The 23,160-nt window shown below is 69.0% G+C and carries 24 protein-coding genes; 16 read left to right on the top strand and 8 right to left on the bottom strand.

Going from position 1 to position 23,160, the window contains the following annotated elements:
- Positions 1-121 precede the first annotated feature (121 nt).
- Positions 122-664: a DUF4245 domain-containing protein gene (locus tag AC069R_RS32555; protein ID WP_478770310.1), complete on the top strand. Its 543-nt coding sequence runs from the start codon at positions 122-124 to the stop codon at positions 662-664.
- Positions 665-731: 67 nt separating this feature from the next.
- Here the strand turns inward: AC069R_RS32555 and AC069R_RS32550 are convergent, their stop codons facing one another.
- The 3 genes from AC069R_RS32550 to xseA all read right to left on the bottom strand — a co-directional run bounded on the left by AC069R_RS32550 (position 732) and on the right by xseA (position 2,911).
- Positions 732-1,322, bottom strand: a complete 591-nt coding sequence (locus tag AC069R_RS32550; protein WP_397984249.1) for a malonic semialdehyde reductase — start codon at positions 1,320-1,322, stop codon at positions 732-734.
- Between the two features lie 141 nt (positions 1,323-1,463).
- Positions 1,464-1,706 (bottom strand): exodeoxyribonuclease VII small subunit, encoded by a 243-nt coding sequence (locus AC069R_RS32545; protein ID WP_397984248.1) that lies wholly within the window; start codon positions 1,704-1,706, stop codon positions 1,464-1,466.
- Positions 1,703-2,911 (bottom strand): exodeoxyribonuclease VII large subunit, encoded by a 1,209-nt coding sequence (xseA, locus tag AC069R_RS32540; protein WP_478770309.1) that lies wholly within the window; start codon positions 2,909-2,911, stop codon positions 1,703-1,705. The genes AC069R_RS32545 and xseA overlap by 4 nt, the downstream gene beginning before the upstream one ends.
- Positions 2,912-3,003: 92 nt before the next feature.
- Here xseA and AC069R_RS32535 point away from each other — a divergent pair, with 92 nt between their 5' ends.
- Both AC069R_RS32535 and ppgK read left to right on the top strand, forming a co-directional pair.
- Complete coding sequence (locus AC069R_RS32535) at positions 3,004-4,011, top strand: 4-hydroxy-3-methylbut-2-enyl diphosphate reductase (protein ID WP_478770308.1); 1,008 nt, start codon at positions 3,004-3,006, stop codon at positions 4,009-4,011.
- Between the two features lie 49 nt (positions 4,012-4,060).
- Positions 4,061-4,807: a polyphosphate--glucose phosphotransferase gene (gene ppgK, locus AC069R_RS32530; RefSeq protein WP_478770307.1), complete on the top strand. Its 747-nt coding sequence runs from the start codon at positions 4,061-4,063 to the stop codon at positions 4,805-4,807.
- 424 nt (positions 4,808-5,231) lie between these two features.
- On the opposite strand, the gene AC069R_RS32525 is transcribed toward ppgK, so the two are convergent.
- A complete protein-coding gene (locus tag AC069R_RS32525; RefSeq protein WP_478770306.1) occupies positions 5,232-5,762 on the bottom strand; it encodes a DUF6542 domain-containing protein in 531 nt (176 codons plus the stop codon).
- A 189-nt stretch (positions 5,763-5,951) separates the two neighbouring features.
- Here AC069R_RS32525 and ychF point away from each other — a divergent pair, with 189 nt between their 5' ends.
- The 3 genes from ychF to AC069R_RS32510 all read left to right on the top strand — a co-directional run bounded on the left by ychF (position 5,952) and on the right by AC069R_RS32510 (position 8,350).
- Positions 5,952-7,040 (top strand): redox-regulated ATPase YchF, encoded by a 1,089-nt coding sequence (gene ychF, locus AC069R_RS32520; protein WP_478770305.1) that lies wholly within the window; start codon positions 5,952-5,954, stop codon positions 7,038-7,040.
- A 574-nt stretch (positions 7,041-7,614) separates the two neighbouring features.
- Complete coding sequence (locus AC069R_RS32515; protein WP_478770304.1) at positions 7,615-7,797, top strand: helix-turn-helix domain-containing protein; 183 nt, start codon at positions 7,615-7,617, stop codon at positions 7,795-7,797.
- A 274-nt stretch (positions 7,798-8,071) separates the two neighbouring features.
- Positions 8,072-8,350 carry a tyrosine-type recombinase/integrase gene (locus AC069R_RS32510; protein WP_478770320.1) on the top strand — a complete coding sequence of 93 codons (279 nt, stop codon included), beginning with the start codon at positions 8,072-8,074 and terminating at the stop codon, positions 8,348-8,350.
- A 486-nt stretch (positions 8,351-8,836) separates the two neighbouring features.
- On the opposite strand, the gene AC069R_RS32505 is transcribed toward AC069R_RS32510, so the two are convergent.
- The 3 genes from AC069R_RS32505 to AC069R_RS32495 all read right to left on the bottom strand — a co-directional run bounded on the left by AC069R_RS32505 (position 8,837) and on the right by AC069R_RS32495 (position 10,429).
- Positions 8,837-9,160 carry a hypothetical protein gene (locus AC069R_RS32505; RefSeq protein ID WP_478770303.1) on the bottom strand — a complete coding sequence of 108 codons (324 nt, stop codon included), beginning with the start codon at positions 9,158-9,160 and terminating at the stop codon, positions 8,837-8,839.
- Between the two features lie 298 nt (positions 9,161-9,458).
- Entirely contained in the window at positions 9,459-9,896 is a 438-nt protein-coding gene (locus AC069R_RS32500; protein ID WP_381887226.1) for a DUF6415 family natural product biosynthesis protein, read from the bottom strand.
- A gap of 101 nt (positions 9,897-9,997) precedes the next feature.
- A complete protein-coding gene (locus AC069R_RS32495) occupies positions 9,998-10,429 on the bottom strand; it encodes an ATP-binding protein (protein WP_478770302.1) in 432 nt (143 codons plus the stop codon).
- Between the two features lie 405 nt (positions 10,430-10,834).
- Here AC069R_RS32495 and AC069R_RS32490 point away from each other — a divergent pair, with 405 nt between their 5' ends.
- Entirely contained in the window at positions 10,835-12,226 is a 1,392-nt protein-coding gene (locus tag AC069R_RS32490; RefSeq protein ID WP_478770301.1) for a Tat pathway signal protein, read from the top strand.
- A 40-nt stretch (positions 12,227-12,266) separates the two neighbouring features.
- Positions 12,267-12,743 (top strand): TrmO family methyltransferase domain-containing protein, encoded by a 477-nt coding sequence (locus AC069R_RS32485; protein WP_478770300.1) that lies wholly within the window; start codon positions 12,267-12,269, stop codon positions 12,741-12,743.
- On the opposite strand, the gene AC069R_RS32480 is transcribed toward AC069R_RS32485, so the two are convergent.
- On the bottom strand, positions 12,719-13,993 hold the full coding sequence (locus AC069R_RS32480; RefSeq protein ID WP_478770299.1) for a hypothetical protein: 1,275 nt from the start codon (positions 13,991-13,993) through the stop codon (positions 12,719-12,721). The genes AC069R_RS32485 and AC069R_RS32480 overlap by 25 nt on opposite strands.
- A gap of 329 nt (positions 13,994-14,322) precedes the next feature.
- Between AC069R_RS32480 and AC069R_RS32475 the strand changes: the two genes are divergently transcribed.
- The 8 genes from AC069R_RS32475 (at position 14,323) to AC069R_RS32440 (ending at position 22,930) form a co-directional block, all read left to right on the top strand.
- Complete coding sequence (locus tag AC069R_RS32475; protein ID WP_478770298.1) at positions 14,323-15,180, top strand: sugar phosphate isomerase/epimerase family protein; 858 nt, start codon at positions 14,323-14,325, stop codon at positions 15,178-15,180.
- Positions 15,177-16,112: a Gfo/Idh/MocA family protein gene (locus AC069R_RS32470; protein ID WP_478770297.1), complete on the top strand. Its 936-nt coding sequence runs from the start codon at positions 15,177-15,179 to the stop codon at positions 16,110-16,112. The genes AC069R_RS32475 and AC069R_RS32470 overlap by 4 nt, the downstream gene beginning before the upstream one ends.
- A complete protein-coding gene (locus AC069R_RS32465) occupies positions 16,060-17,286 on the top strand; it encodes a methionine adenosyltransferase (RefSeq protein WP_478770296.1) in 1,227 nt (408 codons plus the stop codon). Before AC069R_RS32470 ends, AC069R_RS32465 begins: the two co-directional genes overlap by 53 nt.
- The gene (locus AC069R_RS32460) at positions 17,283-18,161 is read left to right on the top strand and encodes a hypothetical protein (protein ID WP_478770295.1); all 879 of its coding nucleotides are present in this window, start codon (positions 17,283-17,285) and stop codon (positions 18,159-18,161) included. Before AC069R_RS32465 ends, AC069R_RS32460 begins: the two co-directional genes overlap by 4 nt.
- Positions 18,158-19,216: a hypothetical protein gene (locus AC069R_RS32455; RefSeq protein WP_478770294.1), complete on the top strand. Its 1,059-nt coding sequence runs from the start codon at positions 18,158-18,160 to the stop codon at positions 19,214-19,216. The genes AC069R_RS32460 and AC069R_RS32455 overlap by 4 nt, the downstream gene beginning before the upstream one ends.
- Positions 19,213-19,941 carry a coenzyme F420-0:L-glutamate ligase gene (locus AC069R_RS32450; RefSeq protein WP_478770293.1) on the top strand — a complete coding sequence of 243 codons (729 nt, stop codon included), beginning with the start codon at positions 19,213-19,215 and terminating at the stop codon, positions 19,939-19,941. Before AC069R_RS32455 ends, AC069R_RS32450 begins: the two co-directional genes overlap by 4 nt.
- A 1,187-nt stretch (positions 19,942-21,128) precedes the next feature.
- Positions 21,129-21,872, top strand: a complete 744-nt coding sequence (locus tag AC069R_RS32445; RefSeq protein ID WP_478770292.1) for a helix-turn-helix domain-containing protein — start codon at positions 21,129-21,131, stop codon at positions 21,870-21,872.
- Entirely contained in the window at positions 21,857-22,930 is a 1,074-nt protein-coding gene (locus tag AC069R_RS32440; protein WP_478770291.1) for a hypothetical protein, read from the top strand. Before AC069R_RS32445 ends, AC069R_RS32440 begins: the two co-directional genes overlap by 16 nt.
- Positions 22,931-23,160 lie beyond the last annotated feature (230 nt).

Genomic DNA, 23,160 nt, shown 5'->3' with positions numbered 1-23,160 from the left:
CGCACCTTTCTGATACGGCGACGGCCGGATGAGGGTCTTGGCCATGACTCTATCGTTAGGCAGACAAAATGAGCAGGGGACCCCACGGATGAGCGCCTGGGACACCTGCGACGATAGAGGCGTGGCAGGCACGAAAGGCAAGCAGAAGACGGCTCGGGACATGATTCTCTCCCTGGCCCTGATCGGCATCGCGGCGGCGGTCGTCTACTTCGTCGCCATCCCGCACGACAATCACGCTCCCGACCTCAAGCGGGTCGACTACCGGGTCGAGCTGATCACCGCCCGCCGGGCGGCGAGCTACCCGGTGGCGGGGCCCGAGGGCCTGTCCGACGCCTGGAAGGCCACCTCCGTGAGCTACGACGGCGCGAACGGCGACTACTGGCACCTGGGCTTCCAGACCCCTGACGCCCAGTATGTCCAGATCGAGCAGTCGGCGCAGAAGCGGGCCGACTTCATCGACCAGGCCACCCAGGGCGCGAAGGCCACCAAGAGCACCGAGCGGATCGACGGCCGTACCTGGACCCGCTACACCGGCGGCCGCTACCACGGCCTCGTGCTGGAGGACACGCCCGGCTCGACCACCGTGGTCGCCGGCACCGCCTCCTTCCCGGAGCTGACGAAGATGGCGTCGGCGCTGCGGATGGAGAAGACCTCCGCGTCATGACGCGGTGAGCAACACGAAGAGGCCCCCGGTGTTGCCGGGGGCCTCTTCACGCTGCTTCGGGGGCGGCTCAGACGGTCGTGACGACGTCCTCGTAGGCGAGCCGCGGGGAGCGCGGGTACGACGCGTCCGGGCCCGGCTTGCCGATGTTGACGACCATCAGCGGGGTGTGGTCGTCGTCCAGGAACTCCTTGCGCACGCCCTCGGCGTCGAACCCGGTCATCGGGCCCGCGGCGAGGCCGGCCGCGCGCACGCCGACGATGAAGTAGGCGGCCTGGAGCGCGGAGTTCAGCTCGGCGGAGCGCTCACGGACCGGGCGCTCGGCGAAGAAGGCGTCCTTGGCGGCGGGGAAGGCCGGGAACAGGGCCGGCAGCTCCTCGTGGAACTCGTTGTCCGCGGAGAGGATCGCGACCAGCGGGGCGGCGGCGGTCTTGGGCCGGTTGCCCTCGGCCATGTGCCGCACCAGGCGCTCGCGGGCCTCGGGGGAGCGGACCAGGGTGATGCGCAGCGGGGTCTGGTTGAAGGCGGTGGGGCCGTACTTGACCAGGTCGTAGATCGCCCGGACCTGCTCCTCGGTCACCGGCTCGTCGGTGAAGGCGTTCGCGGTGTGGGCCTCGCGGAACAGCAGGTCCTGGGCGGCGGGGTCAAGAACGAGAGACATCGTGACTTCCTCGGTGATGCGTACGGTCCGCTGCCGGACCGCTGCGGACGGCACGACCCTACGCCAGTCGAGGTTTAACTTTCAACAAAACCGGGGGCGAGGTGATCCACCCCACAGCCCAGCGGCCTCCCGGAGCGAGCCCTACTCGGTCTCCTCGCCCTCTCCCTCCTCCTCCGCGAGCGCCGCGTCCAGCCGGGCGCGCGCCCCCTCCAGCCAGCGCCGGCACACCTTGGCCAGCTCCTCCCCGCGCTCCCACAGCGCCAGGGAGTCCTCCAGCGAGGTGCCGCCCGCCTCCAGCCGCCGTACCACCTCGATCAGTTCGTCCCGCGCCTGCTCGTACGAGAGCGTCGCTTCCGTCCCGCCGGTCTCCGTCTTGCCGGTCATCCGTCCACCTTCACCGTGAATTCGCCGTCGGCGACGCGCGCTCGCAGCGCCTCGCCCTCACTGACCTCGCCCGGATCGCGCACCACATGCCCGTCGGCGCGCTGGAGCACCGCATAGCCGCGTTGCAGCGTGGCCGCGGGGGAGAGGGCCACCACGCGCGCGCGGGTGTGCGTCAGCTCCGAGTCCGCGCGGTCCAGCAGATGGCCGAGGGTGCGCCGGCTCCGCCCGAGCAACGCGGCCACGTGGTCCGCGCGCTCGTCCAGCATCCGGTGCGGATCCTCCATCGCGGGCCGCGCCAGCGCATGCGCCAGGCCCCGCTCCTCGCGCTCGACGAGCGCCCGCGCACAGCGCCGGGCGCGGTCCCGCAGCATCCGCACCCGCTCCAGCTCCTCGCCCACGTCCGGGACGACCTTCTTGGCCGCGTCGGTCGGGGTGGAGGCGCGCAGATCGGCGACCAGGTCGAGCAGCGGGCTGTCCGGTTCGTGCCCGATCGCGGAGACGACCGGGGTACGGCAGGCCGCCACCGTCCGCACCAGCTCCTCGTCGGAGAACGGCAGCAGATCCTCCACGCTGCCGCCGCCGCGGGCCACGATGATGACGTCCACGTCCTCGATCGCGTCCAGCTCCTTGACCGCCTGCACGACCCCCGGAACGGCGTACACCCCCTGCACGGGAACATTGCGCACCTCGAAGCGGACGGCGGGCCAGCGGTGCCGGGCGTTCTCCAGCACGTCCCGCTCCGCCGCGGAGGCACGGCCGCAGACCAGGCCGATCAGCTGCGGCAGGAACGGCAGCGGCTTCTTGCGCTCGGCCGCGAACAGCCCCTCCGCCGCCAGCGACGACTTCAGCCGCTCCAGGCGGGCCAGCAGCTCGCCCACCCCGACCGGCCTTATCTCGGCGGCGCGCAGGGAGAGCTGCCCCCTCGGCGCGTACCACTCGGGCTTCGCCAGCACCAGGACGCGGGCGCCCTCGCCGACGACGTCCGCCACGGCGTCGAACACCTGCCGGTAACAGGTCACGCTGACCGAGATGTCGTACGACGGGTCGCGCAGCGTCAGGAACACGACGCCGGCGCCCGGCCGCCGCGACAGCTGGGTGATCTGCCCCTCGACCCACACCGCGCCCAGCCGGTCGATCCAGCCCCCGATCAACCGGGAGACCTCACCGACCGGCAGGGGTGCCTCAGGGGTCGTCTTCAAAGCCATGCGCCGAGCGTAATGGGCGCCACCGACAGCGCCGTCCGGCCGGGCGCGGCCGGCTGATCCCGGCGCGGTCGTACGACCCCTACGATGGACCCATGACCGCTTCGCCTCGCCGCCGTGTCCTGCTCGCCGCCCCCCGAGGCTACTGCGCCGGTGTGGACCGCGCCGTGATCGCCGTCGAGAAGGCCCTGGAACAGTACGGCGCCCCGATCTACGTCCGGCACGAAATCGTCCACAACAAGTACGTCGTGCAGACCCTGGAGAAGAAGGGCGCCATCTTCGTCGAGCGCACGGACGAGGTGCCCGAGGGCAACATCGTCATGTTCTCGGCCCACGGCGTCGCCCCGGTCGTCCACGAGGAGGCCGCGCGGGGCCGCCTCGCCACCATCGACGCCACCTGCCCCCTGGTCACCAAGGTCCACAAGGAAGCCGTCCGGTACGCGAAGGAGGACTACGACATCCTCCTGATCGGACACGAGGGCCACGAAGAGGTCATCGGCACCTCTGGCGAGGCCCCCGACCACATCCAGCTGGTCGACGGCCCCGAGGACGTCGCCAACGTCGAGGTCCGCGACCCCGAGCGGGTCGTCTGGCTGTCGCAGACCACGCTCTCCGTGGACGAGACCATGGAGACCGTCGACGCCCTGAAGACCAAGTTTCCGGGCCTGGTCTCGCCGCCCAGCGACGACATCTGCTACGCCACGCAGAACCGCCAGCTGGCCGTGAAGGAGATGGGCGCCGACTCCGACCTGGTCATCGTCGTCGGCTCGCGCAACTCCTCCAACTCCAAGCGCCTGGTCGAGGTCGCCAAGCTGGCCGGTGCCCGCGAGGCGTACCTGGTGGACTTCGCCGACGAGATCGACGAGGCGTGGCTGGAGGGCGTGGAGACCGTCGGCGTCACCTCCGGCGCCTCCGTCCCGGACGTGCTGGTCGAGCAGGTCCTGGAGTGGCTCGCCGCGCGCGGCTACGCGGACGTGGAGATCGTCAAGACCGCCGAGGAGTCCATCACCTTCTCGCTGCCCAAGGAGCTCCGCCGCGACCTGCGCGAAGAGGCGGCGAACCTGGTGGCCGAGCGCGGCGGCTCGGGCGCGTCCGCGGAGTGACCGACGCCACCTGGGCGTGACTGTCAGTGGCCCGTCGTAACGTGGGGCCATGCAGATCTTCGGCGTGGACATCGGCGGATCCGGGATCAAGGGCGCCCCTGTGGACCTCGACAGGGGCGACCTCGCCCGAGAGCGCTGCAAGGTGCTCACCCCGCAACCGGCGACGCCCGACGGCGTGGCCGACGGGGTGAAGCAGGTGATCGACCACTTCGGCTGGACCGGTCCCGTGGGCCTGACCTTCCCCGGCGTGGTCACCGGCGGCGCGACGGTCCGTACGACGGCCAATGTCGACAAGAGCTGGATCGACACCGACGCGCGCGCCCTGTTCGGCGGCCGACTGGGCGGCCTGCCGGTGACGGTGGTCAACGACGCGGACGCGGCGGGCGTCGCCGAGATGCAGTTCGGCGCCGGCCGGGGCCGCGGGGGCACGGTCATCCTGCTCACCTTCGGCACCGGCATCGGCAGCGCCGTCTTCGCGGACGGCGTCCTGGTCCCCAACACCGAGCTGGGCCACCTGGAGCTGGGCGGTCACGACGCCGAGCGCAAGGCGTCCAGCAAGGCCAAGGAGGACCACGACCTGAGCTGGGAGCAGTGGGCGCGCCGGGTCCAGAAGTACCTGGCACACGTGGAGATGCTGTTCTCACCCGAGCTGTTCATCATCGGCGGCGGGGTCAGCCGCAAGGCCGACAAGTTCCTGCACCACATCCAGGGCATCAAGGCCGAGATCGTGCCCGCGCAGCTCCAGAACAACGCCGGGATCGTGGGCGCGGCGATGCGGGCGGCCCAGCAGGTGTAGGGGCGGCGGGTGTGAGGGTGCGGGCGGGGGCCGGTGGTCGTGGGGGCGGCGGTCGCGGGGCGGCGGGCGTGAGAGGCGGGCGGCCGGGTGGCCCGGTGGTCGTGGCGGCGGGTGGCCGGGTGGCCGGGTGGTTGTGGCGGCGGGTGGCCGGGTGGCCGGGTGGCCGGGTGGTTGTGGCGGCGGGTGGCCGGGTGGCCGGGTGGATGTGGGGCGCGGGTGGGCCGGCGGCCGTGGCGGACGGGACGTGCGGTGGGCGTCCGCGGCACGGGTGGGACACGCGGTGGGCCGTCACGGAGCGGGTGGGGTGCGCGGCGGTGGGCCGTCACACCGCGGGGCGTGCCGCTCGCTACTGCCACCTGCGCTTACCGCCACCTGCGCTTACCGCCGCCTGCGCTTAGCTACCTGCGCATACCGCCACCTGCGCTTAGCGCTGCCTGCGCCGCCGTACCCATCGCACACGGCGGACGAGCACGATCACCCCGGCGGCCAGCGTGCCCCCGTACAGCCAGCCCGCCTGGGTGGCGAGGCCGGTCATCAGGCCCATCAGGCGGCCGAGCATCCCCTCGCGCCCGTCGGCGACCACGAACAGCCCGGACGCGAAGGCGATGGGCACGGCGACGGGCGCGGTCAGCACGTCACCGGGGCGCACCCACAGCGCGGTCAGCGCGCACACGGGCAGGAACAGCAGGCCGTACACCGGCAGCGAGCCGTCGAGGAGCAGCTGGTCGAGGCAGCCCAGGAGGAACATCGCGGCGACGCAGAACAGCCCGCCGCCGAGCCCGGTGAGCCGGGGGCCCGGCAGTCTCGGGCCCTGCGGCACCGTCCGGCCCTGCCCCGCGCCGCGCCCTGCCTCCGGGCCGGGCGAGCGGCGCCGGGCCTGGGGCGGCAGATGGGCGCGGGCCGGGTTGCCGCGTCGCCGTCCGTCGTTCGGGGGTCGCGTCCTATGCTGCTCCATTGGACCAACTTAGGTCTGCTTATGTGCCTGATCGGCTCCCAGACACGCCGATGGGCGGACCTTGGCCGGGCGGGCGGTGCTCCCAGGGAAGAGGGCGCGCGGAACGCCGTAGACTGGTGGATCGGCCAGTGTCCTCCGAGGGCCTGGCAGCCCCAGCTCCTGGCCCTCTCATCCACGGGAAGTCGCAACGTGTCGCTCACGATCGGAATCGTCGGCCTGCCCAATGTCGGCAAGTCGACCCTGTTCAACGCCCTGACCAAGAACGACGTGCTGGCGGCCAACTACCCGTTCGCCACGATCGAGCCCAACGTCGGCGTGGTCGGCGTGCCCGACGGCCGGCTGGCCCAGCTGGCGTCGATCTTCGGCTCGGAGCGCATCCTTCCGGCCACGGTCGACTTCGTGGACATCGCCGGCATCGTGCGCGGCGCGTCCGAGGGCGAGGGCCTGGGCAACAAGTTCCTCGCGAACATCCGTGAGTCGGACGCGATCTGCCAGGTGATCCGCGCGTTCAAGGACGAGAACGTCGTCCATGTCGACGGCAAGGTCTCGCCCAAGGACGACATCGAGACGATCAACACCGAGCTGATCCTCGCCGACCTCCAGACCATCGAGAAGGTCCTGCCGCGGCTCCAGAAGGAGTCCCGGATCAAGAAGGACGTCGCGCCGAAGGTGAAGGCGGTCGAGGAGGCCAAGGAGATCCTGGAGAAGGGCGACACGCTCTTCGCGCACGGCATCCTCCAGGGCTCCGAGCGGGCCGAGCTGCTGCACGACCTGCACCTGCTGACCGCCAAGCCGTTCCTCTACGTCTTCAACGTGGACGAGGACGAGCTGACGGACGAGGACTTCAAGAACGAGCAGCGCGCGCTGGTCGCCCCCGCGGAGGCGATCTTCCTGAACGCCAAGCTGGAGGCCGACCTCGCCGAGCTGGACGAGGAAGAGGCCCTCGAACTCCTCCAGTCCGTCGGTCAGGAGGAGCCCGGCCTCGCGACCCTGGCCCGTGTCGGCTTCGACACCCTCGGCCTCCAGACCTACCTCACGGCCGGCCCCAAGGAATCCCGCGCCTGGACCATCAAGAAGGGCGCCACCGCCCCCGAGGCCGCCGGAGTCATCCACACCGACTTCCAGAAGGGCTTCATCAAGGCCGAGGTCATCTCCTTCGCCGACCTGCTCTCCGCCGGCTCGGTGGCGGAGGCCCGCGCCAAGGGGAAGGCGCGGATGGAGGGCAAGGATTATGTGATGCAGGACGGGGATGTGGTGGAGTTCCGGTTCAATGTGTAGCGGGTGACATGCCACTGCGTCGCTGATCTGGTAAACGTGCACGTCAGAAGGGGTCCGATCCTCCGGGGTCGGGCCCTTGTTTTTCCCGTGCTGGGATGGTGCTGGGAAGCCTGTCCTATCGTCACCTGTCGTCATACCTGGCCATTTCTACCGTGCTGGGATTGCGCTGGGACGATATGAAGAGGGCCAGGCTGCCCGTCCGGCTCTGCGTCACCGGCCTGTCAGTGACGGCGATCCCAGCTCTGCGCTCATTCCGGCTGGCTCCCTGGCTGCCGGCCCGTGACGCTCGGGTCCGGCCAGCGTGGCGCGCAACATAGACCATGATCGCCGGTTAGCCAAACCGGCGATCATCGCGACCATTGATGAGTTCGCGCTCGGTCGCGCCCGGCGGCGGGGTTTTGGCGAACGCAGGGGGTCGCGCCGTCAACTCGCATTGGGAGAAGGACGCGCCCTCCGCTGCACAGATGACCGTGGTGCCCGTCGCTGAACCGCAACGGCACCTCACCCGTAGGAGGGTGATGCAAATGCTCTTTGGCGCCCGAGGCTTCGCCGGGACGAGCGGGCAGGTGGCGACTTGGCCGCTGGAGGGAGCAATCGACTCCTGACCCCGGAAGAGGTGGCCGAGTGGCTCAGAGTCAGTGAAATCACCGTCAGGAACAAGTATCGGGCGTGGGGACTCAAGGCTCAGAAGGTCGGGCGTCTCCTGAGATTCCGTGAGCGCGACATCATTGCCTACCGCGAAAACCGCTACGGGTAACGGCTACTTGGTCATGCCTCAGAAGACGAAAGGATCTGTTTGCCTACGTTTTCCAGCGCTGCAAGTCCGGCTCCAAGGTCTCACCTATCCGTGCACGAAGGCCAGGTGCGGCCACCCTTGGGCCGTGCGTTATCGCGAGCCCCGGCGGTAGGACCGCGCGTCAGCGGGAGGAGACCTTCGACAAGAAAACCGGGCCGCACGGAGCCGACGCCTTCGCCGCAAGGGTCGAGGCCGACAAGGACGAGGGCCTCTATATCGATCCAACGCGAGAAAGATCACGGTCCGCGCCTACGCCGAGGACTGGCTCGCCCGCCGAATCATCGCGGAGTCCACGTATGCGAATTACAAGGGCTTCATCGATAACCACCTCATACCGAGACTCGGTCGCAAGACGATCGCAGGGGTCACGAAGAGGGACATCGAGCACTTCAAGGCGGCCATCGCCAAGGAACTGGCGGCAAGCACGGTCTATGACCGGATGAAGATGGTGAAGCACATCTTCTGGTCCGCGAAGGAGGAGAAGCGGATCCGGGAGGACCACCCAAGGACGTGAAGAACGCTCCCGGAAGCCATGCGGTGGACGAGGACGACATTCCCACTCTGGCCGAGGTGCGCCTCCTGCACGAGCACATGTCTCCGCAGTACAAGCTCACCGTCTGGCTCCAGGCCGGGTCCGGCCTTCGAGTCAGCGACGCCCTGGCCTTCCACGTCGGCTGCCTGCGGAACGACGTGATCCGCATCCGCTGGCAGATCAGCTCGAAGGCACACCGCGAGGACTGCAAGACGCGCCTCGTCCCCCTCAAGCACCGTGAGGAGGGGAGTACCGCGACGTCCCCGCCGCAGGCTTCCTCTGTGCCGAGATCGACGCTCACGAGCAACTGTGGAAGCCGGTCCCGCTCACCTTCCAGACCGCAGCGGGGAAGACGCGGCAGGTCGAAGTGTTCTTCGCGCCACTTGTTGCGGCACTTCTTCGCCTCGACCGCGCTGGCGGCCGGCATCCCGATCCACGAGGTCTCGCGCTGGCTCGGCCACAAGTCGATCAAGACCACGGTCGACATCCTCCCAGAGCGGCACCGAGCATTCTGCGGGCGGGCTGTGCCTGAGCGCTGGCCTTGCCGGGCACCGTCATCCTCCCTTGCGCCGGTGCGGCGGTGCGACGAGGGATGTAGACGCGTGTGACCTCGATGGTCATCGCGCGGGGCAGAACGTAGGTGTTGCCGTCCTCGAATCGAAGGAGCTTGCGCCGACCGTTGACCTCGCGTACGTCGGCCACGACATGAGGGATGCCGCCCACGCTGATCACATCACCACGGCGGACGCCGTCGCCGGTGATGGTGACGGTCTGCACGATCTCTTGCGACATGCCGAGCTCCCGGTGTAGATGAGGTGGTTGGGGGGTGTGGAAGCCGCTTCCTGCTTGGGGCCGCGATCGCGACAGGTGGCCATCGGTCGGCCCTCTGGGCGGCCGGCGAAGCCGTTCAACGGCTGATTCGCCGCTGTCACGCCGTAGCTCCGCCAGACGCCATGAACGGCAGGCAGGTAGGCGGCGGCTGGAGGAGGAGAGGGTGGTGGTGCTTGCGGCTGACGAACGCGGTGACGGTGTTCCCCCTTGGCGCGTCCGAGAGTGACGTCGAGGGGGCGAGTCCCCCTTGTCGCGTTGGTCAGCATCCGATCACCACCGACGTCTCGACCAGCCCGGTTACACTGCCGGCCTTCTCCAGGCGATCGGCCAGTTCGAGCGTGACCTCGCCCAGCCGCCGGAGGAAGCCCAGTGCCTGCCGCGGGTCAGCGGGCAACCGTTCCGATTGCAGTGCGCGAGCCCGTTCGATCAACCCGGTGACGTCCGGATGCTTTCGTTCGACCTCGTCTCGTCGGCCCCGGTGCACGAGCTGGGTGATTGCCACGCGGAAGCGCTGTGCGAGTTCGACAGGGGCCTCGTAATCAGGCGCCGCGACGCTGCACTTCCTCGGTCTGAGAGCGCCGACGGCGTGATGGCTGACCTCGTCGCCGAAGATCGTGTCGAGGCCGTCGAACACGGAGTCCCAGTCCACTGGGGTCCAGCCACGCATCTTTTCCAGTACCTGCTGGTAGCCCTGCACACCGAGCGATGGTTCGGCAGGGGCAGCGGGGACGGTGGGGTCCTTCTCCCGTACCGGCAGGGGTGAGCGGCATCCGGCCTGGTCCCGTAGAGCGGCGTGCGTCATCGGCTCACCGCCACGCTCAGCTCACACCAGGTGGTGGTGCCGTCGCAGCTGACTCCCCAGGTCCCCTGTCGGTTGTCCGTGATCGCCTTCACGAGCAGCAGGCCACGGCCGTGCTCGTCGTCATCGCGGGGCCTGCGGAGAATGGGCCGGTGCCTGGTCACGTGGTGACGTACGTCAATCCGGAGGACGCCGCCCTGGACCGCCATGGACAAGGTGATCACGTCGGTGCCGCTGTGCAGGAAGGCGTTGGTGACCAGTTCGGACACGACGAGCCGGACGTCGCCGGTCAAGAGCGAGGGGACGGCCCACTTCCGCATCAACGCATCGGCGATACGCCGCGCCTGGCCGGCGCATGTCGGAGACGGGGGCATGGCGACCTGGAACTCGGCCGGAGACTGGGTGCCGTGTTCGCCAGTAGAGAGGTGCATGCGGGTGCTCCGCTCGTTCGAGTAGCTGGCTCTACAAGAGCGAACCGCTTAACCAGGGAGCCCGGCATGGGGCCAAGAGGTCGGGGATGGTCAAGGTGGTCAAAGATCGTCTATGGGTTTCCTGCGGACGGTGCCCGCGGGGAACTGGCACGGGATCAGGCAGAAACTGCCGATGTCGTCCCGGACGCGAAGGTTGGAGCTGTCCGTATCCCGGTGCTGTGGCCGGGGACCGCCTTGCGGTGGCGCTACGCATCCGAAGCCACCACTGGGTGACGTTCCGCGGTCTTACACGTACCCAACGGCAGGCCCGCATCTACGGTGGACGCGTATCTGGTCCCGCCTCGCCGCTGCTGGAGCGGGCCGGACAACCTGCTCGGAGATCGTTTTCAACGCTGGGGGCGCAGGATGGCACGCGAGAGGAACGAGCGGTTAGCCGCGCTCTTGCTGGAAGCCGGCTGGACGCGGGCGCAGACGGCCACCGCGTACAACCGTGTCGCCGCCGAGACGCTGAACGGCGAGGTACGGGAGAACTCCAGGATCGGGCGTTCGCACGTGAGCATGTGGGTGGGAGGAGCACGCCCGTCGGGCATCGCGCCCGCTATCTTGTGCGAGGCGCTGTCCCGTCGGCTGAAGCGTGAGATCACGCCCCAGGAGGCGGGATTGGCGGCTTCCACCTCACCGGCGCACGGAGCCTTGGACTGGCACGTCGACCCTTTGATCGCGCTGAAGGATTTGGGGAGCGGAGTGGACACGGACCGGCGTCGGCTGCTGAGGAACGGGGTCTACTCCGCCGCGGCATTGGTCCTCCCGGACGAGACGTGGTGGGAGGCGATGTCCCGACCGCCGGCGGACGCGGGAGCCGCGGGTAGACGTGTCGGTCAGGGAGACGTCGAGACCGTTCGGGAACTGACCCTCGCGTTCTCGCGCATGGACCAGCGGCGCGGCGGCGGCCACGGACGTCGGGCGGTCGACGAGTACCTGCGCCATGAGGCCCTGGACTTCCTTCGCGGGCGGTTCACCGACGAGCAGAGCCGGCGTGCCATGTTCTCCGCCACCGCGGAACTGGCCTATGTATCGGGCTGGATGGCCTTCGACAACAGCGAACACGCCGTGGCACTCCAGCGCTTCAACACCGCGGTGAAACTGGCGGCGCGGGCCGGTGACGCTCCCTTGAGCGGACACATCCTGCGGGCGATGGCGCACCAAGCGCTCGACCTGGGGTTCCGCCGCGAAGCCCTCCGGATCGCCCAGGCGTCGGTGCACGGCCAGCGGTACGCGGCTGCCACCCCGCGCGAGCGAGCCCTGCTCGGTGTGGTGCACGCCCGCACGCTGGCCGCCAACGACCGCCGCCAGGAAGCCGCCCAGGCACTGCTGCGGGCCGAAAACGATCTTTCGAACGCGCACGACGGTATCCGGGAACCGGACCGGACATTCTTCTTCGGCGAGGCTTCCCTGGCCCATGAAACCGCCTGCACTCTCCGTGACCTCGGCGACCATCAGCGTGCGGTCAGGGAGTTCCGGCGGTCGGTGCGGACGCGCGGAGCGGCGTTCCGGCGTACCCACGCCGTCACCCTCGGGTACATGGGCGCGACCCAGATCGCGCAAGGCGCAGTCGAGGAGGCGTGCGCAACCTGGACCAGTGTTTTGGACGCGATGGAAGACGGCATCTACTCCGGCCGGGCCCGGCAGACGGTGGTCGACATGCGGCACCTGCTGTCGCCCTACCGCAAGCGCGGGATCCGGGTGGTCAGCGTTCTCGACGTCCGCGCGGCCACGTATCTCGCCCAAGTAGATTGATCAGGCGCGTCGTTCACAGGCGAGTCGGAGGGTTGGTGCCGTGGTGCTGGAGATCAGGCCGATTGGAACGGTGGTCGAAGGGCGCACCGAGGTGGCGGATGACTACTGGGGTGGCGTCGAGTCCGTGATCCAGCTCGATGAGTCGGAGTTCCCTCTCGACTCCGTGCAGGGACTGGACGAGTTCTCGCACCTGGTGGTCGTGTGGCACTTCGACAAGGCATCGCCCAGCGACGTGGAGTATCACGCGCGCAGTCCGAGGGGGAACCCGGACTGGCCTGCCACGGGAACGTTCGCGCACCGCAATCACCGTCGCCCCAACCAGCTCGCGCAGAGCTTCCCCCGGCTCCTCAGGGTCAACGGGCTCAGGCTGCATGTTACCGACCTGGACGCCGTCGTCGGCACGAAGATCTACGACCTCTCGCCGTACTTCGAGGAGATGGGACCGCGGGGACCCGTGCGGGAGCCCTCCTGGCCTGGGGAGATGCTGAAGGACTACTGGGCCGACAAGACATCTTGAGCGCTCGGCGCCGGGACCGTCAGGCTCTCCACCCTGGGATCTGAAGCACACTGCCCGGCGTGGAACCGGTTCTGGGCCGGCTGCCTGATCGTGTAGCGGGCGGTGTTGTCCAGGCGGGTGGTGAAGTTGCCCGCCGGGTCCCGGGTGAGCAGGAGCAAGGGCTCCATGGCGGCCAGGTCCGGGGTGTCGGTGATACCGCCGACTTTGCGGGTGGCGGTAACGGCGACGAGGTCACCGCCGGAGGCAGCGGTGTCGAGGTATGCGGTGTTGCGACGGCCGCGTTCCCCGTTGAGGAGGCACTTGGCGGCGCCGAGGACGCCGAGGGTGAGGCAGCCGCCGATCAGGACCACGGTGGTGCCCTGGCCGAGGGTGAGGCGGGTGATCACGCTGAGGTCGGCCAGCAGTTCGCCCTCGGGTGCCCACAGAGGGGCCAGGCGGATCTCCTGGCCGTCGGAGAAGGTGATGGCCGGATCCGGGGGCGGGGTGAAGCGGTAGGGCAGGTGGGGACCGAACTCGGCGTACGCGGAGTTGCGGCCCGGGGCGCCCAAGATGATCAGGCTGTCGGGTTCGGCGTTGTAGTACTCGCCGGGGTGGAAGTCGCGGATGGTGGCCGAGGGTGAGCCCTGGGCCAGGTGGACGCGAACGTAGAACAGCGCGTCCAGGTCGGCGAAGCCGGCGTATCTGGCGTACAGCGGGTCGCTGGGGTGTTGCCTGGGCCGGTCGGTGACGGGGAGGGCGGAGCAGATCACGTCCACGCGGGAGCCGGTGGTGATGCCGAAGAACCGGCTCGTCCCGTGGTTCGAGGCCGTCACGGCGTCGGTGGCGTCGCCGGCCGGTGCGGGTGTCTCGGTGACGTGGCTGCCGTCGGAGATGAGCAGGGCGAGCGTGTCCAGTGCCTGTCCAGCGTGGCGGCGTACGGTCTTGGCCGAGCAGCCCAGCACCCGGGCGAGGGATTCCTGCCGCTCGGTCAGCGTCGGCCAGGAGTGCTCACCCAGCAGGTTGAAGTCCGCGGCGGCATAGCGGCGCTCGTGCGGGGTCAGCGCGTCGATCGCCCTGCGCAATGCGGCCACCAGGCGTGTGGTCTCGCTCGCCGTGTGGGACAGCGTCGGGGTCCGGGCGAGCAGCAGCGTCTTCAGAGGAACGCTGAGCGCGGTGACGGCTCCGGGGTGGCCGAGAGCGGGGCCTTGGCGGAGCCGCAACAACTCGGCACGGACTTCCTCCGGGGAGAGCCGGATCGGGGGAGTGGCCATGTGTCCAACAGACGGCCAGCGGTTGGAATCTGCCCTGTTTTTGGGGCAGTTGGCGGGATGTCCCGCCAAAGGGGTGCGTGGGGATGGTAGGGGCCTTCCTTCTCACCGCTGGAGGTGAAGATGCACGCCGCCGTCATCCCGGCCCCCGCTCGGGGGCCGCAGCCCCCGCCCCCTCCACCACCCCCTCCTCCGTCTCCGCCGGCCCCGCCGCCTCCGGGCGGTGGCAACTGAGGTCGCCGCTGACTGACAGCCCCTGAGCGCCCGGTGCCGGACGGAAGAACGCCGGCACCGGGCCTCCCCCACCCATGCCATCGAAGGAGATGACGGCCGTGAACCGAACGCCGGCCAACACCCTCGTGCTCAACCCCGACGAACTCGGCCCCGACCCGGTGCCGGGCATGGACCTGGCGGTGAAGCTGGGCATCGGGCATCTGGAGATCCGCTCGGCCGAGGGCGCCAACGCGGTGACGCTGCCTGCCGACCGGCTGCGGCACATCCGAGCCCTGGCCGACGAGCGCGGCCTGAGGGTGGCGGCGCTTGCCTCACCGCTGTGGAAGTGGTGCCGTCCCGAAGCCACGCCAGGGAGAGTCGACACCTTCGGCTTCCCCACCCAGGTCCCGCCCGGGGACCGGCTGGGCTGGATCGAGCGGGCCATCGAGGCCGCGCGCATCCTCGGTGCCCCGGTCGTGCGGATCTTCTCCCACCTGCGCGTCGAGCCGGAGCTGACCGAGCAGCTGCTCGGTGACCCGCTGCTGGCCAAGGCACTCGAAGCGGCAGCCACGGCCGGGGTGCGGCTGCTGCTGGAGAACGAGCCGGTGTGCACCGTCGCCCACGCCGAACCCCTCCTCCAGGTCCTGGACCGCTACCAGGGACAGGGTCTGGGGCTGTGGCTGGACGTGGCGAACCTCCACGAAGTCGGCCAGGCCACCCGCGGCACGGTGAAGGCCCTGGCCCCGTACGTGGGATACGTGCACGTCAAGGACTACCAGCCCACCGACGGCGGCAACCGGGTCTTCTGCCCGGCCGGAGAAGGCGTGGTGCCGTACGACCAGGTGCTCCCGTTGCTGCACGCCGTGCACCCGGCGCTGCCGTACGCGCTGGAGACCCACGTGCGCGACGCCCCCGCTGACGCGCTCGCAGCGGGGGCCGCGTTCTTGCGCTCGGCCGTCCCAGGAGGCGTCGCGTGAAGCGGGTGCTGCTGGCCGGGGCCGGGGAGGTCGGTGCCAAGCACCTCGCTGCCCTCGCCGGCACGCCTGGCGTGATGGTCGCAGGGGTCGCCGACCCTGCCCCGCGCACCGACGTCCCGACAGGCGTTCCGGTGTTCGCCTCCTGGCAGGCGGCACTGAAGTCGCTGGCGCCGGACCTCGTAGTGGTGGCCACCCCACCCGGGACCGCCCTCACCGTAGCCCGGAACGCCACCCAGGCCGGGGCCACAGTGCTCGTGGAGAAGCCCGCCACCACCGACCCCGCGGCCCTGACACCCCGGCCGGGCGACGAACGGATCTTCGTCGCGTTCCAACCGCACTTCGCCCCCGGCCTCGATCGCCTGCTTGCCTCGCCTCCGGCCGTCGTACGCGCGGACGTGATGCTGGCCGTGCGACGCGATCCCGGCTACTTCCGCGGCTGGCGCCGTACCTACGCCACCGCCGGCGGAGTGCTGCACCAGCAGGCCATCCACGGCCTGGCACTCGCCCTGCGGATCGTCCCCGGCGACGTCGAGGCGGTCGACGCAGAGGCCGTACACCGCCGGGGCCTGGCCGAGACCGAGGACCGAGTCACAGCCGTCATCACCCTGACCGGCGGAACCACGGTCCACATCGACGCACGCGTGGACCACTCCGGCCCGGCGGCCCACGAACTCGCCCTCCACCTCGCCGACGGACGCCTCCTTCAGGTACGCGGCCGGAACCTCGAAGCCGGACTCGGCACCCCGGCCACCGCTCCCACCCATGCGGAACTGCGGCGCGCGATGTACGCCGCAGTTCTGGACGCCGCCGACGGGCGTCCAACCCACCCCTGCCTGTTCCCGCTGACGGCGCTGCGGCGCCCGCTGGAGGTGATCGACCGTGTCTACCGCGACGCCCGCGTCGTCCGGGTTACGGACTCCGCTGCCGCATGAACTGCCCGTCGAGGTCGTCGAACGCAAAGGCATCGGCCACCCCGACACCCTCGCCGACGGCATCGCCGAACTCGCCTCCATCCGCTACAGCCGGCACTGTCTGGACGTGGCGGGGGCGGTACTGCACCACAACCTGGACAAGGTCGCCGTACTCGGCGGCCGGGCCGCGTTCACCGACACCGACGGCGTCTACGACCGGCCGCTGCGAGTCGTGTTCGGCGGCCGGATCTCCACCACCTTCGCCGGACACCCGCTGCCGGTGCGGGACATCCTGGAACAGGCGGCCGTCGACCACCTGCGCACCGCGCTGCCAGGCTTCGACCGCGTGAAACTGGAGGTCCGGCACGAGACGACCGACTCCTCCAAGTTCCCGCACTGGTTCGCCCCACGATCGCTGGAGGATCTGCCGGAGCGGCCCCGGGCGTTCTCCAACGACACCGCCTACCTCGTCGGCTCCGCCCCGCGCACGACCACCGAGACCGTGGTGCTGCTGGCCGAGGCATGGTTCCGCCGCCTGCCGTGGGCGGGCAGCGACATCAAGGCCCTCGCCGTCCGCGACAGTGCGACCTGGACGGTGACCGTCTGCGTGCCCGCTCTGGCCGGACAGCTGACCAGCGCGGCCGAGTTCGACGACGCGGTCACCGCCGCGGCCGGCGAACTGACCGAGCTGCTGGCCGAACGGCTGCCGGGCAGGGTGACGGTGGTGTGCAACACCCGCGGCAGCCGCACCGGCCCGATCTCCGGCCAGTACTTCACGTTCTCCGGTTCGGCCGTCGACTACGGCGAGGACGGGCTGGTCGGCCGGGGCAACGCTCGCACAGGAGTGATCAGCGGCGCTCACCTCGCGGGCAACGAGGCCACCTTCGGGAAGAACCCGGCCTACCACGTCGGCAAGGTGGGCGGCTGGCTCGCCGATACCGCCGCCCGTACGGTGGCCGCCGAGTTCGGCCCGTGCCGCATCGCGCTGCTGTGGCGCAACGGTGCCGCGTACGACGACCCTGCCTCGATCGAGATCACCACCGCCGATCAGACACCGCCCGGGGCGACGACGGAACTGGTGCGGGCCACGCTGGCCCGGACCGACTGGATGGATGACCTGCTGCTCGGCCGCTACCTGCCCACCATCGAACCGGTCGAGGATCTGCTGGTTGAACTGGAACGGGCTGCCGGATGACCGCGCACCGTCTCACCACCGGCCATGTCTCAGCCCTCCTCGTACTGCCCGAGGAACTGGACACCGCGCCCGCACAGACCGCCGCCCGGTCCCTGCCCGGCGGCTGGACCCTGAACGCCGCCCCGGACATCAAGGCGGCAGCGGACGTCGAGATCACCACAGGGGCGGCGGCCGTCACCATCGAGCAGGACACCGTGCGTCTGCGACTTCCCGCCGCCGTGGCCGCCTCGGAAACCCTGGCGTACGCCACCTACACCGCGACCGAACGCATCCGCCAGCAGCAGCACAGGGTCACCGCGCACGCCACCGCCCTGATCGCGCCCGACGGGCAGGCGGTACTGCTGATCGGAACGAAGGGCGCCGGCAAGACGTCCACCGCGATCGCCCTCGCGGCGCGCGGCTGGACCTATGCCGGTGACGACCTGGTCGTCCTCGGCGAGCCGGGCGACGGCGGTCTTGCGGTGTGGCCGGGGAGGCCCACCGCAGCCATCCGCGACCTGGACCGACCCCTCGCGCCCAAGCCCCGCCACCTACTGGAACCGTTCGCCACCGGCCCGGCGTCACTGGCGAGGGTCGTGCGCGTGGCTGTCCACCCGGCTCTTGCTCAAGCGTCGATGACGCCCGCGGTGCCGCTCTCGGTGAACGAGCGGCTACGGCTGCACGAGATGCTGGCCCGCTATATCTCCGGCCTGCCCACTCCGGTGACCGGCGTCTCGGGAGTGCCGTACGGACCTGTGTGGCCGCTGGACACCCCTGACCTGGCCCGCTGGCGCAGTCATCTCATCTCCGCGCTCGCGGGCTGCCGGTTCGACTACCTGCACGCCCCCGACCCCGAGACGGCCGCCGACCTGCTGACCGAAGAGGGGACCACATGAAGGCTGCCGCGATCCTGCCCAGCCGCAACGAGCCGGCCACCATCAGCGCCGTCACCGCCGCCGTCGACACCGCCCTCGGCAACGTGCCGACGGTCATCGTCAACGCCGACTCCTCCGACACCCCGACCACCACCGAGAACTTCGCCGTCACTGGCACCCGGGTGAAGAAGGTGCCGCTGGCGGGCCTGACGCGGGGCAAGGGCGCCCAGATCCTGGCCGCCGCCCGCCGTCCGGAACTCGCCGACGCCGAGGTGGTACTGATCACGGACACCGACACCCGCAACCCCGACCCGGCCGCCTACGCCGCCCTGCTGGACCACGTACGGGCCGGAGCCGCCCTGGCGATCGCCGACTACCCGAGGCACTGGGACGAAGCCAACCTCACCAACCACCTCGCCCGGCCCTTGATCGCCGCCACCACTGGCCACGACGTCCCCCAGCCCCTCGCAGGCGACCTGGCCCTCTCCCGCCAGGCACTCGCTGCTGTCCTCCGCGCCTTCCAAGCCCTGCCACGGGAACTGTCGGAATGCGTGGACGGCTACGGCATCGATGCGTTCCTCCTGCTCACCGCCACTGCCATCGGGCCCCTCGCCTCCGTACGGATCGACAGGCCCAAGCAGCACGCCGACTCCTTCCCCCACCTCCCGGCCATCTACCACCAGGCCGTCCCCGTCCTGCTGCACCTGACCGCGACGCGGACGCCACCGCCCGTACCGCCGGGCGGTGAAGCGACCGTGTACCGCGTTTCCCACCGCGTGGTCGAGCCCGCCCGCCTCCAGACCATGCTCACCACGCCCGAGAGCCTTGGCCAACACCCAGACGGATACGATGAACACCCGTGGCCGCAACCCGCCGTAGACGCCTGGCACGCCGTCCGCTCCGGGGTTCCAGCGGTGGAAGCGGCCCGCCGACTGTGGCCGCATTACCTCCGCCGCGTGGCCGACTGGCTCACCACCGGAGAGCACGCCGCGCCCCGGCAGCGGGCCGGGATACTCGCCACCGCGCACGCCCGCCTGCACACCGCCCTCCTCACCGCCGCAGGAGCCCGCCGATGACCGCCGCCCCGACCTCAGGCTTCTCCGCCTTCGCCCTGGAGCCCTTCCCCGAACTCCAGCCGGGCGACGATCTCGCCGGCACCATCACCGGTGTTCTCAGCCGCACCGGCACCAAACTGCGTGACGGGGACATCGTCGTCGTCGCCAGCAAAGCCGTGTCCGTGGCGGAGAAGCGGTACGTCGACCTGGCCGATGTCACCCCCGGCCCCGAGGCCCTCGCCCTGTCCGCCAAGACGGGCAAGCCAGCCGAGATCGTGCAACTGATCCTCGACTCCTCCACCGAGCACTTCCTGGCCACCGAAAAGGGGCCGATCATCGCCCGCCACACGCTCGGCTACCAGCTCACCTCCGCGGGGATCGACCGGGCCGGCACCGAAGGCGCCTGGCTGCTACCCGAGAACCCTGACGCTTCCGCCCGCTCCCTGCGCGACGCCCTGAGCATCTACTCCGGCGCCACCGTCGCCGTGGTCATCGCCGACTCCGACGGCCGCGCCGACCGGCGCGGCGCCACCGTCATCTCCATCGGCGCGGCAGGCGTGGCACCCCTGCGGGTGACGGAGCACAGCGGCAAACGGCAGGAGGAGACCTTCACCGACCTCATTGCCGCGGCAGCCGGCATCATCCTCGGCCAGCGTGGCCGAGGCGCACCGGCCGCCATCCTGCGCGGCATCGCGTATGACCTCAGTGATGACGGTGTGGCCGCGATGCTCCATCGCCAGCCGTGAAGCTCGTCACCCTGCCGCTCGCCGATGAAATAAAAGGAAGCCCTCGACCTTCATGGAGGCGGTGTCATTCTCGGCACCCTTTGAACTGGTCGGCGCCCTGCTTCTGGAACAGGTTTGCGCGCGATGGTTCCTGTTCGAGCGTTGCAACTGCGGTGTTGACTAGATTTTGGGTCTTGGCGACTTGATGCTGTGCGGTGGGAAAGCGATGCTGTCTTCCGGCATGAATAAGCCCCCGGCCAGTACGGTCCGGGATTATTCTTGCAGTTCCTTCTAGAATGGAACTTCAGAAGCCCAAGGGCCCGGCTTGTGTGGCTCTGGATTTGCGAGCGCCTCACTCCACAGGCGTTTCATGTAGATATCGAATCGTCCGGCATATAGGCCGTTTCCCAGGGTGAACTCTTCGTCCTCGTCTTGTGAATCAAATGTGCGCTCCGCGAATTCGCAAAGTGCTATCAAGATCACTCGGACCGAAGCCCAGCTCGTGGGGATTCGACTCCGAAACATGCGTCGGACGGTCTCGCGACTGGCTGTCGCCCCTTCCTCCTGGCGCTCATTGATCTTGTCGACGCGCTCGGTGATGGCTCGCAGGGTGGGACGCCCGGCTTCACCGTACAGCTCAAAGACCGCCTCTACGAACCGCCTGGGGGCCCCGTTCGGCAACTCCTCAGCTGTAGGTATACGTATCACCTTTGGCACAGACCGCTCCCCGTAGTCTCCGCTGCTCGTTGCGGTGGAGCACTCATATTGACACACGAGAGCTTGTGTTGGCAGGCGTTGACACATCCGGTGGTCTGTTGACAGGCGTTGACACAACTACTGGGCCATTGGCAACTGTTGTCCTGCGGTGGCCATGTTGATCAACCGCTTCTCGCGATGCCCCACGCTATTTCTGTACGCGGCGAAAGGCTCGTCGTGCAGAGAGGTATGCAGGGGGAAATGTGTCGTCTGAGTATTCGTCGATCGGTGGCGAGCTTGGAAGTTCCGCGAAGCGGTGCCGTGTGGTTGAGATGCTGATGGAACTGGCAGGACCTGTCGCACAATCTCTGCACTCCGGGGAGACCCATGAGTTCTGGTTCCAAGTCGCGCGAATCACATTCCTTCTGTGGTACATGAAGAGGGCGGCGAAATGACGTCTAATGTCTGTCTCGTGACTCCTGGCGGGGCATCGCGTTGGGATGGTCGCGTAGGTGGTCTCCGCTCAGCTTCGTGAGCTTGTCGAGGTCTTCACCGGGTTGTACCCGTGGCAGTTTCGGTGCCTGGTGCAGACAGTGCGGCGTGAGGGAGGATCATCGCTGGATTCGACCCGATCTGGCCGCCCATGGTTTCTGCCGCTGGAGGAAGGGGTGCGGCTGGTGGCGATGTACTGCGGTACCAATCTCACGATGCGACAGCTCGCGCCGCTGTTCGGGATCTCCCCAGCGGCGGTCGGGCGGATCATCGGTTGGCCTGGTCCGCCTACTGGCGCTTGCGCCGGCTTTGCGCAAACTCGGTCGGTGGGTGGCGGTCATCATGGACGGCACGCTGGTGCCCACCTGCAACCGGTCGATGGCCGCTTCCTCGAAGAACTACCGGTACTCGGCGAAAGCGCAGGTGCTGATCAAGGCGGAGACCAGGCTGGTGCTGGCGGCCAGCCGTCCAGTACCGGACAACGCAACGACTGCACGACTGTCGCTGATTCCGGAATTGAGGAGGCCAGCGGTCGTGCCACCGTGCTCGCCGGCGGCGGCAACCAGGGCGCCAGCGCCCTCATCCCGCATCGCAGTCGGGCCGGACAGAACTGCCTACCGCAGCGGAAGAAACAGCACAATGCACCCCACCGGCAGGTCCGAGACCGTCGTCTGCGGCCGTGCCGAGGTGTGCCGGACCCGATGTGCTGGGTCATCCGGAGACCCAGGCCGTACATAGGATCGAGGTCGTGGCAGGCAAAGTGATAGGCAAAGGACCATTGCGCGGCTACCTCTTGGAGGAGGTGCTGGCCTGGTTGCTGCGGTCCAGCGGCTTTGAAGTCCTCACTGCCGACGACGACAAGGACAAAGAACCGTGGAAGGTGCTGAAAGAGGACAGGAACGGTCTGCTGGTCCGTGGACGCGGGGCATGGCACCAGGTCGACGCGCTTGGACAGTTCCGGTACGTCCCGCCGTTCTCCCTGCCCGTCCGGCTGTTCGTCGAGGCGAAGTACCTGACAACAGCGCCGGTGGGTCTCCCCACCGTACGTAATGGTCACGGCGTGATCCACGACGTGAACGAGGGCGAGACCACCACGCTCACCGCCCCAGGGGCCAGCCGGCCCCGGACGCGATATCGGTACAGCTACGCGATCTTCTCTACGTCCGGATTCAGTCCAGAGGCGCAGGACTACGCGCTGGCACACCAGATATCGCTGATCGACCTCTCCGCACCCGACTTCGCCGTCCTGCGTAACCTCGTCAAGACCGCGGCCGACGCGATTCACGCAGTGCTCGAAGCCACGCCTCCGGTCGAGCGGTCGAAGGTGCATGAGATACGGGCGTATCTTCGCGGACCGTTGCTTGGCATGGACCCGGGCGGCGTGGAACTTCCCGGCGCTATTCGCGGCCCACTCGATCACCTGGCTCAGGCTCTACAGAGCCGGTCGCGGCTGGGTCTTGTTCTGGCTTTCCCGGCTGCGCCGTTTGTCCTGGGACTAGCCTCGGATGATCTGTATGCCTTCGTGGATTATGCGAGGGTGCATCCCACACATGCAGTTCGCCTGCACCGCATCAACCAGACAGCGTCACATCCCATTTGGGAACTGCGCTCCGCAGGGCACCCAGAGGCATACGCGTTGAGGTTCGGTCTGCCGGAGCGGGTTGAGGCTTGGATAGTCGAGCAGGATGAAGGAATGCCCTCGCGCACTCGGTATGTCAAGCGCAGCATGCTGTCCACCATGACCCTGTACTGGATGCACGGGGAACATGCCCAGACTTTCCAGCTTCGCTACGAACCAAGTGAACTCCGTCCCGCGACCTGACCGCCTCGCACGCGCGTGCGAGGCGCGCCTCGTCGAGCGCCTTACAGAACATCAGAGGTCGGCATCCTGCGAACAAAGCCATGGTGGGTTCGATGGGCCAATGGTGTCGGCCGAGCCGCTGGTGGGAGCCCATCCCTAGGTCTTGTCTGACAAAGGATCTTGGTTGGGTTCGCGGAGCCAGAGGATGAGCGAGGCGAGGTGGACTCCGGCGCGGTATCGGTCGGCGAGTT

The organism is Streptomyces sp. NPDC043952, from assembly GCF_056435325.1.
Note: the sequence above shows the minus strand (reverse complement) of the source record. Positions and strands in the feature narration are given on the sequence as shown.